Annotated in this window: 25 protein-coding genes; 13 read left to right on the forward strand and 12 right to left on the reverse strand. The window is 61.4% G+C overall.

Annotated elements, in window-relative coordinates:
• Positions 1–653 precede the first annotated feature (653 nt).
• The gene (locus tag ACP15N_RS05815) at positions 654–1,403 is read left to right on the forward strand and encodes a hypothetical protein (RefSeq protein ID WP_425091276.1); all 750 of its coding nucleotides are present in this window, start codon (positions 654–656) and stop codon (positions 1,401–1,403) included.
• 52 nt (positions 1,404–1,455) lie between these two features.
• Here ACP15N_RS05815 and ACP15N_RS05820 read toward each other — a convergent pair whose 3' ends face one another.
• The gene (locus tag ACP15N_RS05820; RefSeq protein ID WP_425091277.1) at positions 1,456–1,956 is read right to left on the reverse strand and encodes an Lrp/AsnC family transcriptional regulator; all 501 of its coding nucleotides are present in this window, start codon (positions 1,954–1,956) and stop codon (positions 1,456–1,458) included.
• Positions 1,957–2,134: 178 nt separating this feature from the next.
• Between ACP15N_RS05820 and trxB the strand changes: the two genes are divergently transcribed.
• Positions 2,135–3,106, forward strand: coding sequence for a thioredoxin-disulfide reductase (trxB, locus tag ACP15N_RS05825; protein WP_425091278.1), 972 nt, complete (start codon positions 2,135–2,137; stop codon positions 3,104–3,106).
• Between the two features lie 21 nt (positions 3,107–3,127).
• On the opposite strand, the gene ACP15N_RS05830 is transcribed toward trxB, so the two are convergent.
• On the reverse strand, positions 3,128–3,505 hold the full coding sequence (locus ACP15N_RS05830) for a hypothetical protein (RefSeq protein WP_425091279.1): 378 nt from the start codon (positions 3,503–3,505) through the stop codon (positions 3,128–3,130).
• A 255-nt stretch (positions 3,506–3,760) separates the two neighbouring features.
• On the opposite strand from ACP15N_RS05830, the gene ACP15N_RS05835 reads away from it, so the two are divergent.
• Positions 3,761–5,824, forward strand: a complete 2,064-nt coding sequence (locus ACP15N_RS05835) for a bifunctional sulfate adenylyltransferase/adenylylsulfate kinase (protein WP_425091280.1) — start codon at positions 3,761–3,763, stop codon at positions 5,822–5,824.
• A gap of 225 nt (positions 5,825–6,049) precedes the next feature.
• Here the strand turns inward: ACP15N_RS05835 and ACP15N_RS05840 are convergent, their stop codons facing one another.
• From ACP15N_RS05840 to pedF, 6 genes are all read right to left on the reverse strand, one after another.
• The gene (locus ACP15N_RS05840; RefSeq protein ID WP_425091281.1) at positions 6,050–6,841 is read right to left on the reverse strand and encodes an FAD binding domain-containing protein; all 792 of its coding nucleotides are present in this window, start codon (positions 6,839–6,841) and stop codon (positions 6,050–6,052) included.
• A 53-nt stretch (positions 6,842–6,894) separates the two neighbouring features.
• Positions 6,895–9,270, reverse strand: a complete 2,376-nt coding sequence (locus ACP15N_RS05845; protein ID WP_425091282.1) for a xanthine dehydrogenase family protein molybdopterin-binding subunit — start codon at positions 9,268–9,270, stop codon at positions 6,895–6,897.
• Between the two features lie 74 nt (positions 9,271–9,344).
• Complete coding sequence (locus tag ACP15N_RS05850; RefSeq protein WP_425091283.1) at positions 9,345–9,833, reverse strand: (2Fe-2S)-binding protein; 489 nt, start codon at positions 9,831–9,833, stop codon at positions 9,345–9,347.
• Between the two features lie 38 nt (positions 9,834–9,871).
• Positions 9,872–10,387, reverse strand: coding sequence for a CoxG family protein (locus ACP15N_RS05855; protein WP_425091284.1), 516 nt, complete (start codon positions 10,385–10,387; stop codon positions 9,872–9,874).
• 74 nt (positions 10,388–10,461) lie between these two features.
• Entirely contained in the window at positions 10,462–11,316 is an 855-nt protein-coding gene (locus ACP15N_RS05860; protein WP_425091605.1) for a substrate-binding periplasmic protein, read from the reverse strand.
• A 119-nt stretch (positions 11,317–11,435) separates the two neighbouring features.
• The gene (gene pedF, locus ACP15N_RS05865) at positions 11,436–12,110 is read right to left on the reverse strand and encodes a cytochrome c-550 PedF (protein ID WP_425091285.1); all 675 of its coding nucleotides are present in this window, start codon (positions 12,108–12,110) and stop codon (positions 11,436–11,438) included.
• A 184-nt stretch (positions 12,111–12,294) separates the two neighbouring features.
• Between pedF and ACP15N_RS05870 the strand changes: the two genes are divergently transcribed.
• The 7 genes from ACP15N_RS05870 (at position 12,295) to ACP15N_RS05900 (ending at position 17,898) form a co-directional block, all read left to right on the forward strand.
• Entirely contained in the window at positions 12,295–13,464 is a 1,170-nt protein-coding gene (locus ACP15N_RS05870) for an ABC transporter substrate-binding protein (protein ID WP_425091286.1), read from the forward strand.
• Between the two features lie 85 nt (positions 13,465–13,549).
• A complete protein-coding gene (locus ACP15N_RS05875) occupies positions 13,550–14,527 on the forward strand; it encodes a YVTN family beta-propeller repeat protein (RefSeq protein ID WP_425091287.1) in 978 nt (325 codons plus the stop codon).
• A 44-nt stretch (positions 14,528–14,571) separates the two neighbouring features.
• Positions 14,572–15,021 (forward strand): hypothetical protein, encoded by a 450-nt coding sequence (locus tag ACP15N_RS05880; protein ID WP_425091288.1) that lies wholly within the window; start codon positions 14,572–14,574, stop codon positions 15,019–15,021.
• 6 nt (positions 15,022–15,027) lie between these two features.
• Positions 15,028–15,747 carry an ABC transporter ATP-binding protein gene (locus ACP15N_RS05885; protein ID WP_425091289.1) on the forward strand — a complete coding sequence of 240 codons (720 nt, stop codon included), beginning with the start codon at positions 15,028–15,030 and terminating at the stop codon, positions 15,745–15,747.
• A gap of 40 nt (positions 15,748–15,787) precedes the next feature.
• On the forward strand, positions 15,788–16,579 hold the full coding sequence (locus ACP15N_RS05890) for an ABC transporter permease (protein ID WP_425091290.1): 792 nt from the start codon (positions 15,788–15,790) through the stop codon (positions 16,577–16,579).
• 137 nt (positions 16,580–16,716) lie between these two features.
• Complete coding sequence (locus ACP15N_RS05895) at positions 16,717–17,292, forward strand: hypothetical protein (RefSeq protein ID WP_425091291.1); 576 nt, start codon at positions 16,717–16,719, stop codon at positions 17,290–17,292.
• 75 nt (positions 17,293–17,367) lie between these two features.
• On the forward strand, positions 17,368–17,898 hold the full coding sequence (locus ACP15N_RS05900) for a tetratricopeptide repeat protein (RefSeq protein ID WP_425091292.1): 531 nt from the start codon (positions 17,368–17,370) through the stop codon (positions 17,896–17,898).
• On the opposite strand, the gene ACP15N_RS05905 is transcribed toward ACP15N_RS05900, so the two are convergent.
• On the reverse strand, positions 17,838–18,584 hold the full coding sequence (locus ACP15N_RS05905) for an ABC transporter ATP-binding protein (protein WP_425091293.1): 747 nt from the start codon (positions 18,582–18,584) through the stop codon (positions 17,838–17,840). The genes ACP15N_RS05900 and ACP15N_RS05905 overlap by 61 nt on opposite strands.
• On the reverse strand, positions 18,565–19,530 hold the full coding sequence (locus tag ACP15N_RS05910; RefSeq protein ID WP_425091606.1) for an ABC transporter substrate-binding protein: 966 nt from the start codon (positions 19,528–19,530) through the stop codon (positions 18,565–18,567). The genes ACP15N_RS05905 and ACP15N_RS05910 overlap by 20 nt, the downstream gene beginning before the upstream one ends.
• Positions 19,531–19,692: 162 nt before the next feature.
• Between ACP15N_RS05910 and ACP15N_RS05915 the strand changes: the two genes are divergently transcribed.
• The gene (locus tag ACP15N_RS05915; RefSeq protein WP_425091294.1) at positions 19,693–20,109 is read left to right on the forward strand and encodes a c-type cytochrome; all 417 of its coding nucleotides are present in this window, start codon (positions 19,693–19,695) and stop codon (positions 20,107–20,109) included.
• Positions 20,110–20,246: 137 nt separating this feature from the next.
• Here ACP15N_RS05915 and ACP15N_RS05920 read toward each other — a convergent pair whose 3' ends face one another.
• Positions 20,247–20,780 carry a hypothetical protein gene (locus ACP15N_RS05920; protein WP_425091295.1) on the reverse strand — a complete coding sequence of 178 codons (534 nt, stop codon included), beginning with the start codon at positions 20,778–20,780 and terminating at the stop codon, positions 20,247–20,249.
• 220 nt (positions 20,781–21,000) lie between these two features.
• On the opposite strand from ACP15N_RS05920, the gene ACP15N_RS05925 reads away from it, so the two are divergent.
• A complete protein-coding gene (locus tag ACP15N_RS05925) occupies positions 21,001–22,767 on the forward strand; it encodes a PQQ-dependent methanol/ethanol family dehydrogenase (RefSeq protein ID WP_425091296.1) in 1,767 nt (588 codons plus the stop codon).
• 131 nt (positions 22,768–22,898) lie between these two features.
• Positions 22,899–23,408 (forward strand): aggregation factor core, encoded by a 510-nt coding sequence (locus ACP15N_RS05930; RefSeq protein ID WP_425091297.1) that lies wholly within the window; start codon positions 22,899–22,901, stop codon positions 23,406–23,408.
• Here the strand turns inward: ACP15N_RS05930 and ACP15N_RS05935 are convergent.
• Positions 23,327–23,674 (reverse strand): winged helix-turn-helix transcriptional regulator, encoded by a 348-nt coding sequence (locus ACP15N_RS05935; protein ID WP_425091298.1) that lies wholly within the window; start codon positions 23,672–23,674, stop codon positions 23,327–23,329. The two genes, ACP15N_RS05930 and ACP15N_RS05935, sit on opposite strands and share 82 nt — an antisense overlap.
• Positions 23,675–23,814 lie beyond the last annotated feature (140 nt).

The following is a 23,814-nucleotide window of genomic DNA, read 5'->3' on the forward strand; positions in this document are numbered from 1 at the left end:
ATTCTCGCCATATTGCTCAAAGGGCTTTGGCTGGAAGTGTTAATTATAAGTTAATTTCGGCGTTTTTCAGCCTTTGTTCGCTTTTTCAGTGCCAAAGTTGACGCAGCGTTCGTGCGGAGGTTGCGGTCAAACCGCTGCCGTTTTCCTGCGCGACACTGTTATGTGTAACGAGACCGCGAAGAATGAGCAGAACGGTAACAAACGCGGCGTCAACTTATTGGGGATGAACTAAGGGACGGCGTTAATGAAGAAGACTCCAAGATGGCTGCGGTCTGTGCTCAAGGCGGCCGAGGAAACCACTCCACAGATGACTTATGAACGTGAAAACCGCCCGGCACTGGTCTTGCGTCGGGATACTGAAGACACCGTGCGCCCGCGGCGCGCGAAGGCATAAGGCAGGCGGCGAGCGCGCCGGAACACGCGCTGGTCCGAATCACAGGCGCCCAGATCGGGCACTTTCACGCCGCGACAGACCCCGAACGGGCCTGCGCGGCGTGTGTCTTTTCCAACTCCCGAAACAAACGCCTCCACCGATTGGCTTTGTCCGCCACGCGATCCGCAATCGAGCGATTTCTTTGACAATTTGAACCAAAACCCGCAGGTTCGGTGGGCTGACACGGTGGGGGCCGTACAGCACCCGTGAGGTAACGAGTATGTCCTTTCACGAACGTCCGCCCCATCCGGCGGTCGGTCCCCACACTGCGGGCTTGCCCGTACCGGTCGACCCCAAATCCGTTCCTCAAGCCGATAGCCGCACCTTGCCCGTGCTCGCCAAATTTCAGGGGCGGTGCCGCGAATTCGGAACCCGTGGATACGTCTCCCGCCACATCGAAGTGACCGAGAAACTGCTGCCGGCGTTCGGCGTGTTCGCACAGGGCATCCAGCTGCGGACCTCGGGTGCGTCGATCGCGATCGAGGACGCCGAGCTGGGCGATACGATCCTCGACCATCTCGGCCGCCCGGTTGAAATCACCTGGATCGGAGAGGTGACAATCGCCCCGGGTGCCGGAGACGCTCCCTACATGCGACGGGTCCAAGCGGAACGCTTCGGCCTCGCGCGACCGCTGAGCGACGTCGTTCTGGGCGCGGGTGCAGAGGTACAGATCGACCCCTATGGAGACACCACCGTTCCGCTGTCCCGGTTGGACGGGGATGAGATGATCCTGCCCGTGCGCCCGCCTGCGGCTGTCCGCATGTTCCACATTGCGGTCGATGGACACCAGCCAGCTTTTGTCGGGGCAGACGGTATCGGCATTCGGACGCTTGATGGCCGAAACTTCATGGCCGATCAGGATCCGCTGTTTGTGCGCAACTTCTCCAAACTGCTTCCCGGTGGTCCGGACTGCGCGCGACCACAGGCATTTGTGACCGCATCGCCGTTCCGGCGCGCGCGCCTTGGCTGAAAGAAAAAACGCCCGCGCGAGCTTGCGCGGGCTTTTGCTTTCTCCGGAAAGGTCACGCGATCTCGCGCAAGCGCTCTTCCATGACCTCGAACGGCACACCGGGATCGTCTTTCGCCCCGCGAATAACGAGAGACGTCTTGACACTGGCGACGTTGTCGGCAGCCGTAAGTTCCCCTGTCAGAAAACTCTGGAAAGTCGGCAAGTCGGGCGCCACGCATTTCAGAATGAAATCGATCTCACCATTGAGCATGTGGCATTCGCGCACGAGCGGCCACCCCCGGCAGCGGTCCTCGAACGCCGACAGGTCGGCTTCGGCCTGACTGGACAGCCCGACCATCGCAAAAACCTGCACTTCGAAGCCGAGCGCACGGCTGTCAACCTCGGCATGGTAGCCGCGAATGAAGCCGGCTTCTTCCAGCGCGCGCACCCGCCGCAAGCAGGGCGGCGCGGAAATGCCGACACGTTTGGCCAGCTCCACGTTCGTCATGCGCCCGTCCGCCTGCAGCTCTGCAAGGATTTTGCGATCAATCGGATCTAGCTTGGATGCGTGCATCGTTTCCTCGTTCCCTCTTGCTTTTCTTACGCGAAGTGGCGAGGTCGCGCAATATTATTTCGCGCGTCACGGCAGCAGGCCGACTTGGGCCCCGCGGTGCGTGAGACCTTTTCCTCCTTCCCTGCGCTCTCTATATCGGGAGGGTTCGCACAGACTCAGACCGCAAGGAGCGCGCGCCATGTCCGAAGCCCCGACACGTCACAGCAAGGTTCTGATCATCGGCTCTGGGCCGGCAGGCTACACCGCCGCTGTTTACGCGAGCCGGGCCATGCTGGAGCCGATCCTGATTCAGGGCACACAGCCTGGCGGTCAATTGACCATCACAACAGAGGTGGAGAACTGGCCGGGCGACAGCATGGTGATGGGCCCCGACCTGATGGTGCGGATGGAAGCGCATGCCAACGAGGTCGGGACGGAGATCATCGCCGATCACATCAACGCGCTGGATCTGTCGCAACGGCCTTTCACGGCGCATGGCGACAGCGGCACGACGTATACCGCCGATGCGTTGATCCTGGCCACGGGCGCGCAGGCAAAATGGCTCGGCTTGCCCTCCGAAGAACACTTCAAGGGCTTCGGCGTATCGGCCTGCGCGACCTGTGACGGCTTCTTTTATCGCGGCAAGGAGGTTGTCGTGATCGGGGGTGGCAACACAGCCGTGGAAGAAGCCCTGTTCCTGACCAATTTCGCATCCAAGGTCACACTGGTGCACCGTCGCGACAGCTTGCGGGCCGAGAAGATCCTGCAGCACCGCCTGTTCAACAACCCGAAGGTCGAGATCATCTGGGACCACACGGTCGAAGAAGTGATCGGCGGAGACAACCCGCGCGGCGTCGAAGGCGTGGTGCTGCGCCACGTGTCCAGCGGCGAAAAGCGCACAGTCCCCTGTGCCGGGTTCTTTGTCGCGATCGGCCATGCCCCGGCCTCGGATCTGGTTAAGGACCAGCTTGAGACGCATATGGGCGGCTACGTCGTGACGAAACCCGACAGCACCGCCACGTCGATCCCAGGGGTCTTCGCGGCGGGCGATCTGACCGATCACGAGTACCGTCAGGCAGTAACCAGCGCCGGGATGGGGTGCATGGCCGCGCTTGAAGCCGAGCGGTTCATCGCGAGCCTTGACGCACCTGCTGCCGAGGCGGCCGAGTGATCCGGTCGTTCAAAGCGCGTTTTACAAACATTCGAAAAAGACCTGCCGGACAGTTTTGACTTGCCCGTCCGGTAACGTCCGTGTGGATGTGCCAAGGTCTTTGCGCACGCCGACCTGCCCGTTCAGCCGTTGCGTGTTCTGGCGGCGACAGAAGCCTTCGACACGGCGGGTGATTTCGAATTCCGTAACCTCGCTCGGATACCAGATCACCTCCAGCACGCGGTACAGGCCGCCGGATTCCATCGGGAAGGTCATGAACACGCCCTGTCGGTCATAGGGTTCGGGAAAAACCTTGGATGTCAGGGCCGCGCGGCGGTCGGCGGCCGCGTGGGGGTCGACCGCACACCCGGCGAGTGTTGCAGTGACGGCTAGCAGTGTGATCAGGCGACGCGGTGTCATCTCGAAAACCTCAAGTGTTCAGTAGCGCGTTCGGGATGCCGGGCGGATGCGGTCAATTGAAGGCGCGAGGATGGCGGCTACAGGGAATGCGGCGCGCGTTTGCTGCGCCGTGCGTCCCCAAGGCGGAAACAATCCCTGATCATGGCGCAACATTTGCGCAACAACGCAGCAGCAACCTGCCCTAAAGCTTTTCTGCAAGTGCGAAATGTGCGATGCGTTCAGCGTTGAACATACTTTCGAGTCGCCCGGGTACACATGCCAGAAACACCGCCCCCCCTTCTGGAAGAGGACCTCCTTTTCCGTCTTCTGCGTCAGATCGATCAGGCGCCCGAAGCGTCGCAGAGGGCCATGGCAGAGGCGTTGGGCGCATCGCTTGGTCGGCTGAACGCGTACCTGCGCACTGCGGCGGAGGCCGGCTTCGTCACGATTTCGGATCGAAACGGCCCCGACCGACGCCAACGCTTCATTTACACGCTGACGTCGCGCGGAGCTGCTGAGAAGGCCCGGCTGACCGATCGTTTCCTTGCCCGCAAGTTCGCCGAATATGACGCCCTTCACGCCGAATTAACCGGCAAATCCACAGATTTTGTCCCAACAACCTTCAGGACCAGACCCATGCAAAACAACCTTGCCCCGATCCCCGAACTCTACGTGTCGTATGAAAGCGCGCAAAAGCTCAAGAGCGAAGCTGCAGAGCTGCCATCGCTTGATCTGACGCCGCGTCAGATCTGTGACCTCGAACTCCTGATGAACGGTGGTTTCAACCCGTTGAAGGGCTTTCTGGGCAAGGAAGACTACGACAGCGTCGTCGAGAAAATGCGGCTGGCCGACGGATCGCTCTGGCCGATGCCGATCACGCTGGATGTCGGGCAGGAGTTCGCGGACAGCATCGCCGAAGGGCAGGACATCGCCCTGCGCGACCAGGAAGGGGTGATCCTCGCCATTCTGTCGGTGTCCGACATCTATACCCCGGACAAGGCGCGTGAGGCCGAAAAGGTCTTCGGTGCGGATGATCTGGCCCACCCAGCGGTGAACTACCTGCATCACGTGGCAGGTCCGGTGTATCTGGGTGGCGCGATCACCGGCATTCAGCAGCCGATCCACTATGATTTCCGCGCGCGTCGCGACACACCCAACGAATTGCGCGCCTACTTCCGCAAGCTCGGCTGGCGCAAGATCGTGGCGTTCCAGACACGCAATCCGCTGCATCGGGCGCATCAGGAGCTTACATTTCGTGCAGCCAAGGAAGCACAGGCAAACCTGCTGATCCACCCGGTCGTCGGCATGACCAAACCGGGCGATGTGGACCATTTCACCCGCGTGCGCTGCTACGAGGCGGTGCTCGACAAGTACCCGGCAGCCACCACCACCATGAGCCTACTGAATCTCGCCATGCGCATGGCCGGCCCGCGCGAGGCTGTCTGGCATGGCATCATCCGCCGCAACCACGGCTGCACGCACATGATCGTTGGCCGTGACCACGCAGGCCCCGGCAAGAACTCCGCAGGGGACGATTTTTACGGCCCCTACGATGCGCAGGAGCTCTTCCGCGCGCATGAGGAGGAAATCGGCATCGAGATGGTCGATTTCAAACACATGGTCTACGTGCAGGAGCGTGCCCAATACGAACCCGCCGACGAGATTGAAGAGGGCGTCACGGTCCTGAACATCTCGGGTACGGAACTGCGGCGCCGCCTGGCTGAGGGGCTTGAGATTCCGGAATGGTTTTCCTTCCCCGAGGTCGTGACCGAGCTGCGCAAGACCCGTCCACCGCGCGCAAAGCAGGGGTTTACAGTGTTCATGACCGGTCTTTCGGGATCAGGGAAATCGACAGTGGCGAACGCGCTGATGGTCAAATTGATGGAAATGGGCGGGCGCCCGGTTACACTGCTGGACGGCGATGTCGTGCGCAAGCATCTCAGCTCGGAGCTTGGTTTTTCGAAAGAACATCGCGACATCAACATTCGCCGCATCGGCTATGTTGCCTCCGAGATCACCAAGAACGGCGGTATCGCCATCTGCGCGCCGATCGCACCGTATACATCCACCCGCCGATCGGTGCGTGAAATGATCGAAGCTTTTGGAGCGTTTGTGGAAGTTCACGTGGCCACCTCGCTGGAGGAATGCGAGCGCCGCGATCGCAAGGGCCTCTACAAGCTTGCGCGCGAGGGCAAGATCAAAGAGTTCACGGGTATCTCAGACCCCTACGAGGAACCCGCGAACCCCGAGTTGCGGCTGGACACCGAAGGCACGGATGTCGACTTCTGCGCTCAACAGGTGCTGCTGAAGCTCGAAGGTATGGGCCTGGTCGCGGCCTGACCTGAAACTGCAACGAGGAAAGAGCCGCCCCGAGAAGCGGCTCTTTTGCTTCGTCGGAGACTCTTCCTGAGCCGAATGCCCCGCGGTTTTCTTTTGTGCACAAATACCTCGGGGGTGAATGGCAGCCTTGCTGCCAGAGGGGGCAGCGCCCCCTGCCACCGACACAGTAGCCCCCGCCCAAGCAGTGGCTCAGACGGGGGTCATTTGGTCATCGGCGCGTAGGTGTCAGGCGGCACCGGTCACTGCACGTGCGGTCATCACCTTGACCAGATGCGCGCGATACTCCGACGTGCCGTGCAGGTCCGAGATCATGCCATCGGCCGGGACACTCAGGTCTGCTAGCGCATCGGCGGAGAAGTTCCCGGAAAGTGCGGCTTCGGCCTCACTCCAGCGGAACACCCCCTCCTCGGAGGCGCCGGTCACGGCGACACGGACGCCATCTGCGAACTTGGCGACGAACACACCGACGAGGCTGAAGCGCGACGCCGGTTGCAGGAACTTCTGCCAGTCGGATTTCTCCGGCACCGGGAAGCGCACCTCGGTCACGATCTCCCCTTCTTCCAATGCGGTGGTGAACATGCCCTGGAAATAGTCATCCGCCGCAATCTCGCGGGTGTTGGTCACAACGGTCGCGCTGGAGCCCAACACGGCCGCAGGGTAGCAGGCAGCCGGGTCGTTGTTGGCAATTGAGCCACCAATGGTACCACGGTTGCGCACGGCCGGATCGCCGATCATGCCCGCAAGCTTCGACAGACCCGGATAGCTCGACGCGGTTTCGGCAGAGACCACCGCATGCGTCGTTCCGCCCCCGACGCAAACCTCGCCCGCGTCATTGGTGCAGACACCCTTGATCTCGGCAATCCCGTTGAGGCTGACGAGGGTTTCCGGCGCGGCAAGCCGCTGTTTCATGGTGGGCAAGAGGGTCTGCCCCCCGCCCAAGGCCTGTGCGTCTTCGCCCGCCAAAGCGGCTGCGGCATCAGCGACAGAGCTCGGTTTCACAAACTCGAAATTGTGCATCTTCTTCTCCCTTGAAAGGGAGCCCCGCGCATCCTCTGCGCAGGGCCCGTCGCTTACTTGTCGTGCATCGCGGCCCAGACGCGGCTTGGCGTCAGGGGCATGTTGATATGGGACACATGGGTGTGACCGCCGCGGTGCAACGCATCGATGACCGCGTTCACGACCGCAGGGGGCGAGCCAATCGCCCCGGCCTCGCCGCAGCCCTTCACACCCAACGGGTTGTGGGTGCACGGCGTGATGCAGGAATGATCGACCTCGAACATCGGGACGTCATCGGCGCGCGGCATGGTGTAGTCCATGTACGACCCTGACAGGAGCTGGCCGTTTTCGTCATACGAACAGTTCTCCAGCAACGCTTGGCCGATGCCTTGGGCGACACCACCATGGACCTGTCCCTCGACGATCATCGGATTGATGACATTGCCGAAGTCGTCCGCCGCGGCGAAGCCGAGCACGTCGACCTTGCCGGTGTCGGGGTCCACTTCAACCTCGCAGATATACGCGCCGGAGGGGTAGGTGAAATTCGACGGATCATAGAACGCCGTCTCCTCCAGCCCCGGTTCGATATCCTCAAGCGGGTAGTTGTGCGGCACGTAGGCTGCCAGCGTCACGTCCCCCCAGGCAACCGACTTGTCAGTGCCTGCGACCGAGAAGGCCCCGTCCTTGAGCTCGATATCCGCCTCCGAGGCTTCGAGCAGGTGTGCGGCGATCTTCTTGGCCTTGTTAATGATCTTTTCGGTGGCACGCACCATGGCCGACCCACCAACCGCGATGGAGCGGGATCCGTAGGTGCCCATCCCCATCGGGGTGTTGGCCGTGTCGCCATGGACCACTTCGATCATGCCTTCGTCGATGCCGAGCATCTCTGCCACAACCTGCGGGAAGGCCGTCTCGTGGCCCTGCCCGTGGCTGTGGCTGCCAGTCATCACGCTGATCGAGCCTGTGGCGTTCACCCGGACGGTCGCACTTTCGTAAAGACCGGCCCGCGCGCCAAGCTGACCCACAAGGTTCGAGGGCGCGATGCCGCATGCCTCGATGAAGTGGGCGATCCCGAGCCCGCGCAGCTTGCCGTTCTTGGCGCTCTCGGCGGCGCGGGCTTCGAACGTATCGACGCCCGCCATCTCAAGGCCCTTCTCGAGCGTCGCATGGTAGTTCCCGGTGTCATAGACAACCGCCACGGGCGTCTCGTAAGGGAACTGCTCCGGCTTGATGAAGTTGCGGCGCCGCAACTCCGCCGGGTCCATCCCGATCTCGCGGGCGGCCTTGTCGACCACGCGCTCCAACTGGAACGTCGCCTCGGGGCGACCGGCCCCGCGATAGGCATCCACCGGCGTCGTGGTCGTGAAGACGGCCTTGACGTTGGTGTAGATCAGCGGCGTGCGATAGTTGCCGGCCAGCAGCGTGCCGTGAAGCCAAGTCGGGATAGACGGTGCGAAGGTGGACAGATACGCGCCCATGTTGGCGTAGGTGTCACAGCGCAGGGCCGTGAAGTTGTAGTCCTCGTCCATGGCAAGGTCGATCTTGGTGACATGGTCACGACCATGCGCGTCCGAGACGAACGCCTCAGACCGGGTAGAGGTCCACTTGACCGGGCGGCGCACCTGCGCAGAGGCGAAGGTGACAAAGGCCTCTTCGGCGTAGTGGTAGATTTTCGACCCGAATCCACCCCCCACGTCCGGCGCAATGACGCGCAGTTTGTGCTCGGGAATACCAAGGACGAACGCGCCCATAAGCAGCCGGATCACGTGCGGGTTCTGCGAGGTGGTGTAAAGCGTGTAATCCTCGGTGCCGGGGTTGAAATCCCCCACGGCAACGCGCGGCTCCATCGGATTGGCGACCAGACGATTGTTGGTCAGCTCCAGCGTGGTGACGTGATGGGCGTTCTTGATCGCCTCGTCCACGGCGGCGCGGTTGTCTTCGACGAACCCCCACTCATAGCACAGGTTATCGTCGAGATCGTCGTGCACCCTGGGGGCACCGGCGGCCAGGGCGTCCTTCATGTCCATCACGGCAGGAAGTTCGGTGATGTCCACGTCGATCGCTTCGGCGGCATCGCGCGCCTCTTCGAGCGACTCCGCGACCACCACGGCGATCGGATCGCCCACATGACGGACCTTGCCCTCGGCGAGCACGGGGTGCTTGGGCTCTTTCATCGGGTTGCCGTGCAGGTCTGTGATCTGCCAGCCGCAGGGCACACCGCCGACGCCCTCGAAATCCTTTGCGGTGAAAACCTTGACCACACCGTCCATCGCTTCGGCGGCGGAGGTGTCGATCGAGTTGATCGTTCCGTGCGCAACTTCGGAGCGCAGGAACCACGCATAGGTCTGGTTGTTCAGGTTGATGTCGTCGGTATAGCGACCGCGTCCGGTCAGAAACCGGACGTCTTCGCGGCGCTTTGAGCTGGCGCCAATGCCACCATCTTTGGGCATGTGATCCTCCCTCGAAAAACTCGGGTCATGTCAGGCCGGGCACACCATAGTGCCGGGCGCGCTGTCTGTTGGTGTTATTCCGCAGCCATCGGCGGCGCGACGTCCTGCCCGGAGGCTGCCATGATCGCCTTGACGATGTTGTGGTAGCCCGTGCAGCGGCAGATATTGCCTTCCAGATACTCGCGAATCTCGTGCTCTGTCGGCTTCGGGTTGTCCTTGAGCAGTGCCGCAGCCGACATCACCATGCCGGGCGTGCAGAACCCGCATTGCAGGCCGTGGTGGTCCTGGAACGCCTGCTGGATCACACCGAGCGAGCCGTCGGCATTCGCCATGCCTTCGATCGTCGTGATCTCGGCTCCGTCCACATCTGCTGCCAACACCGAGCAGGCCTTGACGGCTTCGCCATCCACATGCACCACGCACGCGCCGCATTGGCTGGTGTCGCACCCGACATGGGTGCCGGTCAGTGTCAGGCTATCGCGCAAAAATGACGACAAGAGCGTGCGGCCCTCGACTTCGCCGGAACGGGTTTTGCCGTTCACGGTGACGGTAACGGATGTCATACGTATCCTCCCTTGCTACCTGTGAATGCCCAATGAACTCAGCTGACGAGTTTCTTGAGCCAACCTTTCTTCTTGGCGCCATCGTCCGGGGCACCATCCTCGCCATCCGGCGCGGGGCCTTCTATGGCTTCCTTGAAATTCGTGAAGAACTGATCCGCCATTTTCTTGGCGAACCCGTCGATGATGCGCGAGCCGAGCTGGGCGAGCTTTCCCCCGACATTGGCTTCAACATCATAGTGCAGCCGTGTTCCGTCCTCGATCGCTTCGAGGCGGACATTCGCGCCACCCTTGGCAAATCCGGCAGCACCGCCCTTGCCCTCTCCAACGATCTTGACGCTTTCGGGAGGCATCATGTCCTGCAACTCAACAGCGCCCTTGAAGGTCGCCTTCACCGGACCGACCTTCTGCACAACCGTGGCGTGAAATCCTTCCTCCGGAGAGCCGGTCATCTCCTGACAACCAGGCACGCAGGCCTTGAGAACCTCAGGATTCAGGATCGCGGCCCAGACGGTTTGCGGGTCCGCGGCGATGTCGCGACTGTCGGTTAAATGCATTGGGGCCTCCTCAAGTTTCGGTCAGAGCGTATCAGACAGTTCTGCCGCGCCTATTCGTACCAAAGTTGTAGACATCAGCGTTCCGGCGCACGGTGGGTGAGGCCGTATTCGGCGAAGATCGCCTCGATCTTGCCGGAGTTCAGCCCGTCGAAGATCGCGTCATCGACGGTGTAGGCCAAGGGCCTGTACCGAAAATTCACGCCCAGACCGATTGTCCAACTGCTCCGGGAAAACCCGGGAAGAGGAGGTTCGTGAATGCCGATCTTGTCGGTCAGACCATGTTCCAGCTGCAATCGGGGCCCCATGGCCGCCATCACTTCCCCTGCATCAAGCGCAGCCATCGCCTCGGCCATCGTCGGATAACGCTTGATGTTTCCGATAAGCTGGCCCCGCGCCGTGGAAGACAGAAAGAAATCCGCAATCGAGTCGTTTTCGACAGCAACCGTGTCATACCGGAAATAGGCCGGCACCGGCTTGTCCTCGGGATAGCTCGCCTTGTCGTAAGCGATTGCGATGCTTTCCTTATAATACTGACCGGTGAACACGACCTGCTCGTGTCTACAAGCGTATTCGCTGTCATAGGGAACACGCATCATGACGTTCGATACACGCCCCCCGACGATGGGGCCGCGCCAGACATTGTTGCGCAAGTCCGCGTCAAGCGTCTCTCCAGCGTTCACGAAGTTGAAGCGCGGCTCAACATCGATATACGCCGCAATGAGTTTGGCTATATCCACATCGACACCGCGCGGTGTCGATCCCTCCTTCCACGAATAAGGCGGGAAGTCGTCATACACCGCGAACTCGATGAAGCCGCGATCGATGATCTGGTCAAGCTCCTGCCCGACAATATCGCGGCTGGCATTTTGGGGTTTGGGTTGTGGAACCCAATCCTTGCAGCGGGCCTCAAGTGGCGCGCTCACTGACATCAACATGCAAATGGCTGCAGCAATCCAAACGGAAACGCGGACCATTCATCCTCCCACAGATTTGGTCGAGTTGTTGCGGCGCGCGCCTGGTTTTTTTTATCGCGCGCCGGAGGTCGGTATTAGTGAGCAGCCGACAGGCCTACCGTCAAGGTCTCGGCCGCGGCCTTGTAGCTTTCGGGCGTACCGGCAAGCTGCGCTGCCGCGCGCCATGCGATACTGTCGGCCAATGGTGCGCCGGATTCGGTGTAAACCTCGGCTGCGATGGCTTCGAGTTCGGCCTTCATCGCCGCCTCGTCCGCAACGGTACCGGATTCCAGCTCGTCCCGCATCGCCTTCAGGCGGTCCTGATAATCATCCAGAGCACCTTCGCCGGGCCGTGTTTCCACGTAAAGGCGGATTGCCCATGCCGCTTCCTGGCCCAGCAATTCGCCAAAGGCTGGCATCTTGGTGATGCCGTTCTGGGTGTAACCGTAGATATAGCGTTCCATGAACCACTCATCGCCGTACTCTTCGGCTTCGAGGTAGCGCAAGTCCGGCGCCAGCCCGCCCGAAACGGCGCCAAGGCCGTGGCAGCGTGCGCAGTTCTGGTTGTAGCCCGAAGACCCGATATCAATCGCCGCTTTCCACAGTTCGGGGTCAAGTTCGCGGTACGGGTTCTCGGTCAGCCACTCTTCGCCCACATCGGGCAGAGCGTCTGTGTTCACCGGTTGTGGTGCGACATCCCCATGCGCATGCGCCATGGTGGCGGCAGCGATGGCAAAGGCAGCGAGTAAATTCGTATTGGCAATAGTCATCGGGCGGCTCCCATCCATGGTCCTCGTTGCAGTCCTTGTAGCGACTTGTTTGCATCCGCAGAATTCGACTTTGGTTTGAGGGGTCGCAGGTGCCCGCGCGACGCGGTCCAAAACCCTTATCCTAAAGTCTCATTTCGACTCGCCCGTGCCCCGATAAACTGCCTGAAAAAGTGGGAGGTTTCAGATGCGTGGCCGGATCGGTCTTGTTCTTTTTTGCGTTGCGATTTCGGTGGGAACCGGACCTGCGAACGCCGCAGAGGTGCTTCTTCACTACCTCAAGAGAGACATCCCGCCGCCGCCCACACTCTCCAACCTCGATCCGATTCCCGAAGATCTCGGCCTCGCCGGCGCGCGGGTGGCGATCGATGACAACACCACGACCGGTCGGTTTCTCGGACATACCTACACCTTGGCCGAAACGGTCGTCCCGGAAGAAGGTGATCTTCTGGACGCAGCCCGCGCCGCACTTGGCACCACCCCCTTCCTGATCCTCGATGCACCTGCAGCAGACATGCTGGCCATTGCCGACCTGCCCGAAGCGCAGGACGCCATTCTGTTCAACACTTCCGAAGGGGCGCGTGATCTGCGCGACGACGAGTGCCGCGCTAACCTGCTGCATACCAAGCCCTCGGACGCCATGAGAACCGATGCGCTCGCCCAGATGTTCGTCAGCAAACGCTGGACCGATCTGGTGATGATCACGGGCAGCTACCCCGCAGACAAGGCCTACGCGGATGCCATGCGTGCCTCGCTCGCCAAATTCGGACTTAAGCTCAAGGCCGAAAAGACGTGGGAATTCGGAGCCGATATGCGGCGCAACGCGGCACAGGAGGTGCCGCTCTTCACTCAGGATTTCGGTGACTACGACGCCTTGATCGTCGCTGATGAAACCAACGATTTCGGGCGCTACATTCAATACAACACATGGCGCCCCCGCCCGGTGGCAGGCTCCGAAGGGCTGAGCCCGCAGACCTGGGCCCCGGTGGTCGAACAATGGGGTGCGGCGCAATTGCAATCGCGCTTTACCGAAACCACCGGGCGGGACATGAAACCGCGCGACTACGCGGCGTGGGCCGCCGGACGCGTAATCGGCGAGGCCGTCACGCGAACCAATACGGCAGATCCCGCGACCTTGCGCGACTACATATTGTCCGACCAGTTCGAACTGGCCGGGTTCAAGGGCCGTCCTCTGACCTTCCGTGCGTGGAACGGTCAGATGCGTCAGCCGATCCCCATCGTGCATCCGCGCGCGCTGGTCGCACAAGCGCCGCTGGAGGGGTTCCTGCACCAGACCACGGAACTTGACACACTGGGGATCGACGCCCCGGAAAGCACCTGCACCGCGTTCGACTGAACACCATTCAAGTCCAGAAAATCCTCTGCGGGGCACGGGAGGCAGACAGCCCCTGCGCCACCTTGGAACAGACCGGAGACTAGCCATGAAATGTCCACTTATCGCCCCAGCGCTGGCACTGCTGCTCAGCACACCCGCTTTCGCCTCCATGGGCGAGATCTGGGTGTCGAACGAGAAGGACGACACGGTCAGCGTGATCGACATCGAAACGCTTGAAGTCGTGCGCACGATCGAAACCGGTGAGCGGCCGCGCGGGATCACCTTCTCCAAGGATTTCACGACGCTTTACATCTGTGCCTCCGACAGCGACTCGGTTCAGGTCATGAACCCTGACACCGGCGAGATCCTGCACGACCTGCCCTCCGGCGAGGACCCCGAACAGTTCGTGCTGCACCCCAATGACCGCCACCTCTACATTGCCAACGAGGACGACGCGATCACTACCGTGGTGGATACCGAAACCCGCACCGTGATTGCCCAGATCGACGTCGGGATCGAGCCTGAGGGGATGGCCGTTTCGCCCGACGGAAAGATCGCGATCACGACCTCCGAGACGACCAACATGGCTCATTGGATTGACACGGAAACACAGGAACTGTTCGCCAACACACTGGTGGACAGCCGCCCACGCCACGCCGAGTTCCGCGCCGAGGGCACAGAACTTTGGGTTTCTGCCGAGATCGGCGGGACCATGTCCATCTTTTCGGTCGCCGACCAAAGCGAGATCGCGAAAATCGGCTTCGAGGTTGAGGGCATCCACCCGGACAGGGTGCAGCCCGTCGGGTTCGAATTCACCGCGGATGAAAAGCACGCGTTCGTTGCTCTCGGACCCTCGAACCACGTGGCCGTCGTGAACACCGAAACCTACGAGGTCGAAGACTACATCCTCGTCGGCCGCCGGGTCTGGCATATGGCCTTCAATGGCGAAAAGTCGCTGCTGTTCACCACCAACGGCGTGTCCGGCGACGTTACGGTGATCGATGTGGCCAAGCGCGAGCCGATCAAATCCATCAAGGTGGGCCGCTTCCCGTGGGGTGCCGCATACCGCCCCGCGCAAGGCTGATTTCCAGCATGCATTTCCAGTTTGAAAGACCAATGAGGACGACGATGAAAACCCTGACAACACTTGCCACGGTGGTGGCGCTTTGCCTGCCAGCCGCAGGCTTCGCAGATGGTGCACCGCGCGATGAATGGGGCCGCGCCGGAATTCTGTCTTCGGCCAACAAGGTCGAACTGCCGCCGGTGATGCTCAGCTCAGGCATGCCGTTGTCGGAGGCGCCGTGGGTTCTGAAATCAGGCACCTATTACGAGTTCGAGATCGAAGGCGATGGATCAGCGGAACTGGCCCTTGAAGGGTCCGAGTTTTTCCGTGCAATCTGGATCGATGAGATCGTGGTGAACGATCTCGAAATCCGCCCGCTCGGCGTGAATTCGATCGAGTTCGACGATGCCGGCGAAATGGAGATTGGGTTCGTTGCCATCAAACCCGGCACATATTTTCTCAGGATCCCCGGCTCGACTGGCGAGACCCAGCGCCTTGAAATCACAATCGAATAAGTCGCCATGAGTGGGCTTCAGGTCACCGACCTGAGCTTCGCCTACGGCGCGAGAAAAGCCCTCGACGCGGTCTCGTTCGATATCGCGCCAGGGGCTTTTTGCGCCTTGCTGGGCCCGAATGGTGCGGGAAAATCCACATTGTTCGGTTTGCTCACACGGCTCTTCACAGCCCCGGCAGGCGAAATTTTCGTTGCCGGGCAGTCCTTGTCCGAAACACCACGGGCCGCGCTTGCGCAGATCGGCGTCGTCTTTCAGCAAAACACGTTGGACCTGTCGCTTTCGGTGGATCGGAACCTGCGCTACTTTGCGGCACTGCATGGCCTTTCGGGCGCGGAGGCAGGCAAACGGATCGACGCAGCACTCGACCAACTGGACATCCGCGCGCGCAGGCAGGAACGGGTGCGCGATCTGAACGGCGGGCACCGGCGCAGAACTGAAATCGCGCGTGCACTGATCCATCACCCCTCTGTCCTGTTGCTGGACGAGCCGACCGTGGGGCTGGATGCGGCTGCACGCACCGGCATCACCGACCATGTCCACGCTCTTGCGGCGGAAACGGGCCTGACGGTGCTCTGGGCCACGCATCTGACCGACGAGGTCCGCGATACCGACCGGCTGCTGATCCTTCATCGTGGTCGTATTCTGGAGGATGGGATCGCAGCCGAAAAGCGCGGGGCGGCGTCCCTGACCGATCATTTCCTCGGACTGACAGGGGCTGCGGTATGATGCAAACCATCCAGACCGCGCCATGCCGAACGGGCGTCCGATGACCCCCTATCTTACCGCACTGGCCGCAATCACCTCGCGCGAAGCGTTTCGCTTCGTCCAGCAGCGAGAGCGCTTCATCGCCGCCCTGGTGCGCCCTTTGGTCTGGCTTCTGGTCTTTGCGGCCGGGTTTCGCGCTGCCCTTGGTCTATCAATCACGCCGCCATACCAGACCTATATCACATACGAGATATATATCGTTCCCGGACTTTGCGGGATGATCCTGCTGTTCAATGGCATGCAATCGTCGCTCAGCCTTGTCTATGATCGTGAAATGGGGTCCATGCGGCTGCTGCTGACCTCACCGCTGCCTCGCTGGTGGTTGCTCTTCTGCAAGCTTACGGGCGGAACGCTGATCTCCATCGCGCAGGCTTATGCGTTCCTGGGCATCGCGGCGCTGTTCGGCATCACCCTACCACTTGCCGGCTATCTTCTGGCCTTCCCGGCGTTGCTGATCGCCGGGCTGATGCTCGGGGCGCTGGGGCTGATGCTGTCGTCCTTCATCAAGCAGCTGGAGAATTTTGCAGGCGTGATGAACTTCGTGATCTTCCCGATGTTTTTCCTGTCCTCTGCGCTCTACCCGCTCTGGAAAATGGCCGAAAGCAGCGAGCTTTTGCACGATATCTGCGCGGCCAACCCCTTCACCCATGCGGTAGAGTTGATCCGTTTCGCCCTCTACGCAGAGGTGAACCTGCCGGCGCTCGGCTGGACCGCGCTGGCTTGCGTGGTGTTCATGGCGCTTGCGCTGTGGGGCTACGACCCGGCGCGCGGGATGATCAGGCGCAAGGGTTGATCCGGCACAAGTTTGCGCGACGCCAAGCCCACGCATGTCTGCGCAAGGAGGCGGCCCGCTCACGTCTGCGCGAGGGGGCTGGTCGTCTGGGTCCGGGACGGGTCCAATGGGGCAACTCTGTCGTGTTGGAGACCGCAATGGGCCCTTTTTCGCATCCGCTTGCATGCGCCTGCGCTGCTCTTGTATCCGCGATCGTGGCCCAAACGGCCTCCGCCACGGTTCTGGGCGGAGAGATCGTACAGCAAACCGGTGACGGCACATTCGTGATCCTTGAGACGGACAGCGGGTTCGACGTGGGTCTCGACAATTTCAATACCGACCACCTTTACGCCTTTGACGAGGATCAGAACATCGTGCTCGACGCGCCGATCCGCGTTGATATCGGGGGCGTGGACGGGGTCATTCCGGCGGGCGAGGTCGTGGCCAGCCACTATGTCTTTTTCGACAGCTGGCACGGCAGCCACTATGCGTTTGTCGAGTTTGACGCCCCCATTCTCGGCGTCGCCGCCCTGCCCGCAAGTATGGACGCCACTGATTTCCTGGCCAACACCAACGTCAACTATATCAGCACCGATCTGCGCGGGTTGGAAACCGGAGACTATGCGTGGATCGACGAAGACAATCCAAATCGTCTCTGGGTGCTGTGGGCCGGATCGTCGCCCGGGGACTATATCCGTGTGTTCACCGCCCTGTCCCCAGCGGCGATGATGTAGGGACGGTGCGCCTACGACCATTGCGCGGCTGACCTTTCGCCGGGGTTGTGCTAGGAACGCGGCGGAGGAGCCATCATGCTGATCAGACCTGTCATTGCCTTTCTGTGCTGCGTCTCACCGGTCCTGGCCGATGACCACGGCGAGTTGAACCCGCCGGAGATGGGCATGAACCGCGTGATGGAAAACATTCGTCAGGGCAAACCGGATATGGTCACCTGCTCAGCCGGGTACTTCATGACCAAGAAGGGCGACCATGCAATGGCGCGCGAGCTGTTCGAAGCCTGCGCCGAAGCTGGCTGGACCGGAACGATGACGTGGATGAGCCAGCTGGACAACAACGGTCTGGGCGCACCTGAAAATCCCGAAGCCGCCGCAGAATGGGACCGCCGCGCCGCCGAGGCGGGCGATCCGGTTGGCAAGTTCAATTACGGGCTGGACCTGATCCGGGGGCGCGGCGTTGCGAAGGACGAAGCCGCAGGCCGGGCCATGGTGGACGCCGCTGCGGAAGACGGGCTTGAGGTCGCCAAACGCTTGCAGGGCGCAGGTTACGATCTGGACGAGGTCACACCGGACGCCGACAACTGGAAATACGCGCCCTTGTTCTGACGCTCGGACGTGACAGTCGCGGGACGCCCGTCGAGTGTGATGATCCGCGATGACAGCATCTCTGCCTCCCGCGCGACATGGGTGACCAGAACCGTCGCCAGCCCCCGTGCAGCCCGCAAGCGCGCGAAAAGAACCATCATGTCCTCCGCCAGATCCGGGTCTAGCGACACGAATGGCTCATCCAGTACCAAGACGTCCGGCCTGGACGCAAAGGCGCGCGCCAGCGACAGGCGACGCTGTTGGCCAAGTGAAAGCTGCGCCGGGAATTGCGCTGCCTTTTCGGACAATCCGACCTCCGCCAGCGCGGACCGCGCATCGGCTGCCGACAGACCCGTGGCGAGGCGGATATTGTCGAGCGCGGTGCGCCACGGCAGAAGCGTTGGCTCCTGAAACACCATGGCGACGCGGTCGGGCGTCTTCAACTCGCCGCGAAACCGCGTCTCCAAACCTGCAAGGATACGCAAAAGTGTGGACTTGCCGATGCCGGACGGTCCGGTGATCGCCAGCGTCTCGCCCGCGCGCACATCGATCGACAGCGCCCCCAGGACGGGGACACCGTCGAACTGCATGGTGTCGAGCGACAAATGCACAAGTGGCGCGGCCTGCGCTGGCGCGCGCGCCGATGGTTCTGGCGCATCAACGCTTGCGAGCCGCAGCCCGCGTGAGTCAGCTTCCCGGTTGGACAAACACACCCGCGGGCATCTCGGTAGCCTTACCGATCAACTCCGCGCCCCCCAGTTCCGCCATCAGGGCGAGCATCCGGGCCGCAGCATCTTCATCGACGGGGCCCGGCGCGGGAATGCCGGCGCGAAAGCCGGCCTTGAGCGCGTCGAACTGCGCATCCGAGTTCACCTTCATCCGAGGGCGCAGCCTGTCCCATTCCGAGTCCGACCCGGCGAGCAGATCCTTGGCGGCGCGTGAAGCCCCGGCAAGGCCTTCGACCAATTCCGGATGTTCGCGCAGCATATCGCCATGCAGAACATAGCCCAGCAGCGGGGTTTCAGGGCTGAGCCCCAACGCGCCAGACGCGGTATCGACCGTCACGAGCGGTCGCATGCCCGAGGCATCCATCTTGGCCATGAAATGCCAGAAGTTGATCGCGCCATCCAGATCACCCTGCAGCGCGGTCTTGTAGATCAGTGGCGGCGCCCCGAAGACCTGTTCGGTTTCTGCCGCGAGATCCATTCCGTATTCCTGCTGTGCATAGGCCCGAAGGATAAGCCAGGATTTATCAAGCGGGCCACCGGCGATGCCGACCTTGGCCCCCCTCAGATCCTCCAGTGTCCGCGCCGGCGAGTCGTCTGCGACCATCACGCCGCCCACGGCCTTGGAATACGGGATAAAGACGAAGTCCTTGCCCGCGGCGCGTTGCCGTGCAACCCACAGCCAGTCCGAGACGATCACGTCCGCCTCACCGCCCTGGAACGCAATCTTCGCAGCAGAGCCCCCCGCCATTCCTTGGACTGCAAGCTCGAAGCCACGCGCTGTATCGAACCCGTGGTGCTTTATGACGTCCAGTTCCCAATTCACCGTCCCGAATTCCAGCACGGCTGCCCGCAGTTTTGGCAGCTCGGCGAAAACGGCAGTGGCCGAAACGACAATGGCCAGCGCCGCAGCACAGGCCCGTGACATGAGTTTCATGGTGTTCCTCCGAGTTTGCGACAGACTACCAAGGCGCCAAGGCGGTAAAATACGACCAAAGCGTCATTCTACCACGGGGATTTCTTGACATGGCTCAAATCCGCTTTCCGGTGCAGGGGGTAGGTTGCGCTGACGTAACCGGAGGGACACCCGATGAGAAACCTTTTGATCTGTACCGTGATGGGACTGGGCCTTCTGGCACCTTCTGCGCAGGCGGAGCCCGTTTTCGAACAAGCCAAAGTGATGGCTGGCGAGATGCTGTTCAAGGCCGAATGCCGCCGCTGCCATGCCCCCGACACCACTCATGACAGCTACGGCCCCCCGCTGGAGAACATCGTCGGACGCGCCGCGGGCATCGTCGAAGACTATGACTACTCGATCGCGTTGGAAGCCTCGGGCATTGTCTGGACCGAAGCCGCCCTGCGCGCATGGATGGAAGACAATGACGGCTTCATGCCCGGCACGAAGATGCGCCATGTCGGGATCGAGGACCGCACAGTGCAGGATTTCATTCTGGCCTACCTGAATTCGATTTCCGACGCGGAAAAGAACAAGCAGATCGACAACTGAACTTGGTTGCAAGCGGCCCCGGACGCAGGGCTGCCGGTCACCGGGACGACCTCCCCCAAAAGGTCCCGGATGGCCCCTGGCGAGGGGACCGACGCGACCGCCTTCGGGCGGTCGCGCTTTTTCCGGATCAAGCGCGCTTATTCGATCACAAGGTGCGGCAACCAATGGCTGTCCGGATCTGCCTTTTCGAGATCGACAGGCCGTATCGGGCGCATCTCGCCGTCGGGCGGGGGTACGGCCAGGATATCCATGTCCATTTCGTGCATGACCCCGGTCATCGAACCATCGGCAGCGGCGTCGATCTTGTAGTACACCCCGTTCCACATATTGATCCCGTAATCCGTCGCGCTCTTCCAGATGAACAACAGGTCATATTCCAAGTCGGTAGGCCCCTGCGACAGGTCGCGCGCGTTTTCGTAAGGGTACGGCACGTGACACCATGTCTTGGTCGGCCCATCGAGGCACTTGAACGGACGCATGGACAGAAAGTGATTGGAAAACGGGTCGGCCAGCATCGACAGCGTGTAGTCGGCACCCGTCGTCTCGAGCTTTGCGATGGCGAGGCGTGCGCCCTGTCCGTCGACGAGAAAAACCGTGCGTGTCTCCGCAGCCGCCATAGCGCCGGCGGCCAGACCGGTTGCAAGTATGAATGCCCTGATAATCGTCGTCATGAATGGTCCTCCGAGGTGACACGATACGCCGGGGGGGTGCCTGCCAAGATGCGACTTTTGTCTCGGGTTGCGGCGGTTTCAGGGGCAAACGCGCATCTGGAACATGCATTACGACCATTGGCCAATAGGTCCCGTGCGGTGATCTGGGCGACAACTCCACTGGAGGAATTCCCCGATTGGTGGGGGACTCAGGGACAGTAATTACATGGAGGATAGCCGCATGAACCGGTTTATCGTCGCCGTGACAGCCGCCGTCGTCGCCTCTGGCGCGGCCTATGCTGCAGGTGTCACCGAAGAAGACCTGGCAAATGATGCCGCAAACACCGACAGCGTGCTGACCAATGGTATGGGGCGTGATCTTCAACGCTACTCGCCGCTGGACACGCTGAACAAGGACAACGTCAGCAAGCTGGTTCCGGCTTGGGCGTTCTCACTCGGCGGAGAAAAGCAGCGCGGTCAGGAGACACAGCCGCTGGTTCACGATGGCATCATGTACATCACCGGCTCCTACAGCCGCGTTTACGCGATCGACGTGATGACCGGCAAAGAGGTCTGGCAATACGACGCGCGTCTGCCCGAAGGTATTCTGCCGTGCTGTGACGTCATCAACCGCGGTGGCGCGATCTATGACGACAAATTCTATTTCGGCACGCTCGATGCCCGCATCGTCGCACTGGACCTGAAAACCGGTGATGTTGTCTGGCGGGAAAAGATCGCAGATTACAAGGCGGGCTATTCCTACACGGCGGCTCCGCTGATCGTTGACGGCCTGGTCGTGACTGGCAATTCCGGCGGTGAGTTCGGCATCGTGGGCGCCGTCGAAGCGCGCGACGCAGAGACCGGCGATCTGGTGTGGAAACGCCCGGTCATCGAAGGTCACATGGGTGAGCTGAACGGCGAGCCGTCGACCATGACCGGCACGCTGAATGCGACCTGGCCCGGCGACATGTGGAAAACCGGTGGCGGGGCGACATGGCTCGGTGGTTCTTATGACGCGCGCACCGACACGCTGATCTTCGGCACGGGGAACCCGGCACCCTGGAACAGTCACCTGCGTGGCGCAGGCGAGCCGTCCGAGGACGGTATGGGCGACAACCTCTACGCCGCATCGCGCCTTGGCATCGACCCGGCAACGGGCGAGATCAAGTGGCACTTCCAGACGACGCCGCGTGAAGGTTGGGACTTTGACGGGGTGAACGAAGTGGTCGCCTATGACGACCGCGACGGCAACCAGCGTTTGGCCACTGCGGACCGGAACGGCTTCTTCTACGTCCTGGATGCAGCAGATGGCGGCTTCGTCTCCGCCACACCGTTCGTCGAGGAAATCTCCTGGGCTTCCGGCATCGATGACAACGGCCGCCCGATCTTCATCGAGGACAACCGCCCGGGCAATCCGGCCGAGTCCGCCGATGGCGCGAAGGGCGAGACAGTCTTTGCTGTCCCGGGTTTCCTCGGTGGCAAGAACTGGATGCCGATGGCCTTCAGCCAGCGCACCGGCAACTTCTACGTCCCGTCCAACGAATGGGGCATGGATATCTGGAACGAGCCGATCACCTACAAGAAGGGCGCGGCCTATCTTGGGTCCGGCTTCACCATCAAGCCGCTCTTCGAAGATCACATCGGCAGCCTGAAGGCGATTGATCCCGATACCGGCGAAGTGAAGTGGAACTACAAGAATGACGCGCCTCTGTGGGGCGGTGTCATGACCACCGCCGGTGGCCTTGTGTTCTTCGGCACCCCCGAAGGTGAGTTCATCGCACTGGATGACGAAACCGGGGAGACGCTCTGGTCCTTCCAGACCGGCTCCGGCATCGTGGGCCAGCCCATCACCTGGGAGATGGAAGGCGAGCAGTATGTCTCCATCATCTCCGGCTGGGGTGGTGCGGTTCCGCTCTGGGGCGGTGAGGTGGCCAAGAAGGTCAACTACCTGAACCAGGGTGGCATGCTCTGGACCTTCAAACTGCCCAAGGAATACGCCGCGAAGTAATTCGCCGCGAACGAGGGACACCGTACAGACCAAGCGCGCGCCTTTCGGGGCGCGCGTTTTTTTGTGTGTGGATGATTTCGGTGCGTGGCGGCCTAGCTATTGGGTCAACCGAAACCTCACAAGGCCGCCACATGCTCCGTCATTGCCTTAGCCTCGCCCTGCTTTTATCCCTGATGCCAAGTGCCGGCCTCGCCGAAATCGAAGTCAGCTTTCGTGATGGCGCGCCCAAGGATCGCTTTACCGTGACGAATACCGGGAACTGTCCGACAGGACCCATGGTTGTCGAGATTGACATGACCAACAGCGTTGGAAAGCTGATCTTCGACGTTACCGCCCGCGGTGCGGGCGTGCAGGTGTTCCAACCACTGGAGATTACAGCAGGTGCCGAGTTCTTGCGTATCATTCCGGGTGTAGAAGACGGTCAGACAGGTTTGCAACTTGACCTTGTCGGTCTGCCCGCGGGCGGTCGGATCAGCTTTACCATCGATGTCGACGACACGATCGGACAGCGCGAGATCACGGTCAGCGGATCGGAAATGCAAGGCAGCGCCGTAATCGTTCAGGCAGGCTTTTCTGCAGAACCGGGCGTGTTTGATGACCGGGCCGTCGCGCGGGTCGAAACACCCGGTTGCGTGTCCTGAACCCGCTCCTCCGACCACTTTCTGAGCGTGTCGAGCACGCCGAGAGCGGTTCGCCCATGCTCTGTAATCTGATACTGAACCGTGACAGGTGCGGTTTGCATGACCTGCCGCGTCACGAGCCCATGCGCCTCAAGATGCCGTAGCCGGTCTGCAATCATCTTCTTGCTCGCGCCGCCGACCATGCGTGCCAGATCATTGAAGCGCACTGGCCCGTCCCGGACATGCCACAGGATCGACCCCGTCCACTTGCCTCCCAGAATCCGCATGCCCTGTTCAATGGCGCAAGGCTGATCACATGGCTCTGCCACGACCTTCCGGCCCGAATGTTCGGTGATTTTTGCTCGCATTGCCGAGACCTAGGTAACAAAAAGTATACTGGTTGCTTTTCTATCCCATCGCCTTCAAC

Origin of the sequence: Tropicimonas sp. S265A (assembly GCF_049800835.1) — a bacterium.
Classification (GTDB): Bacteria; Pseudomonadota; Alphaproteobacteria; order Rhodobacterales; family Rhodobacteraceae; genus Dinoroseobacter.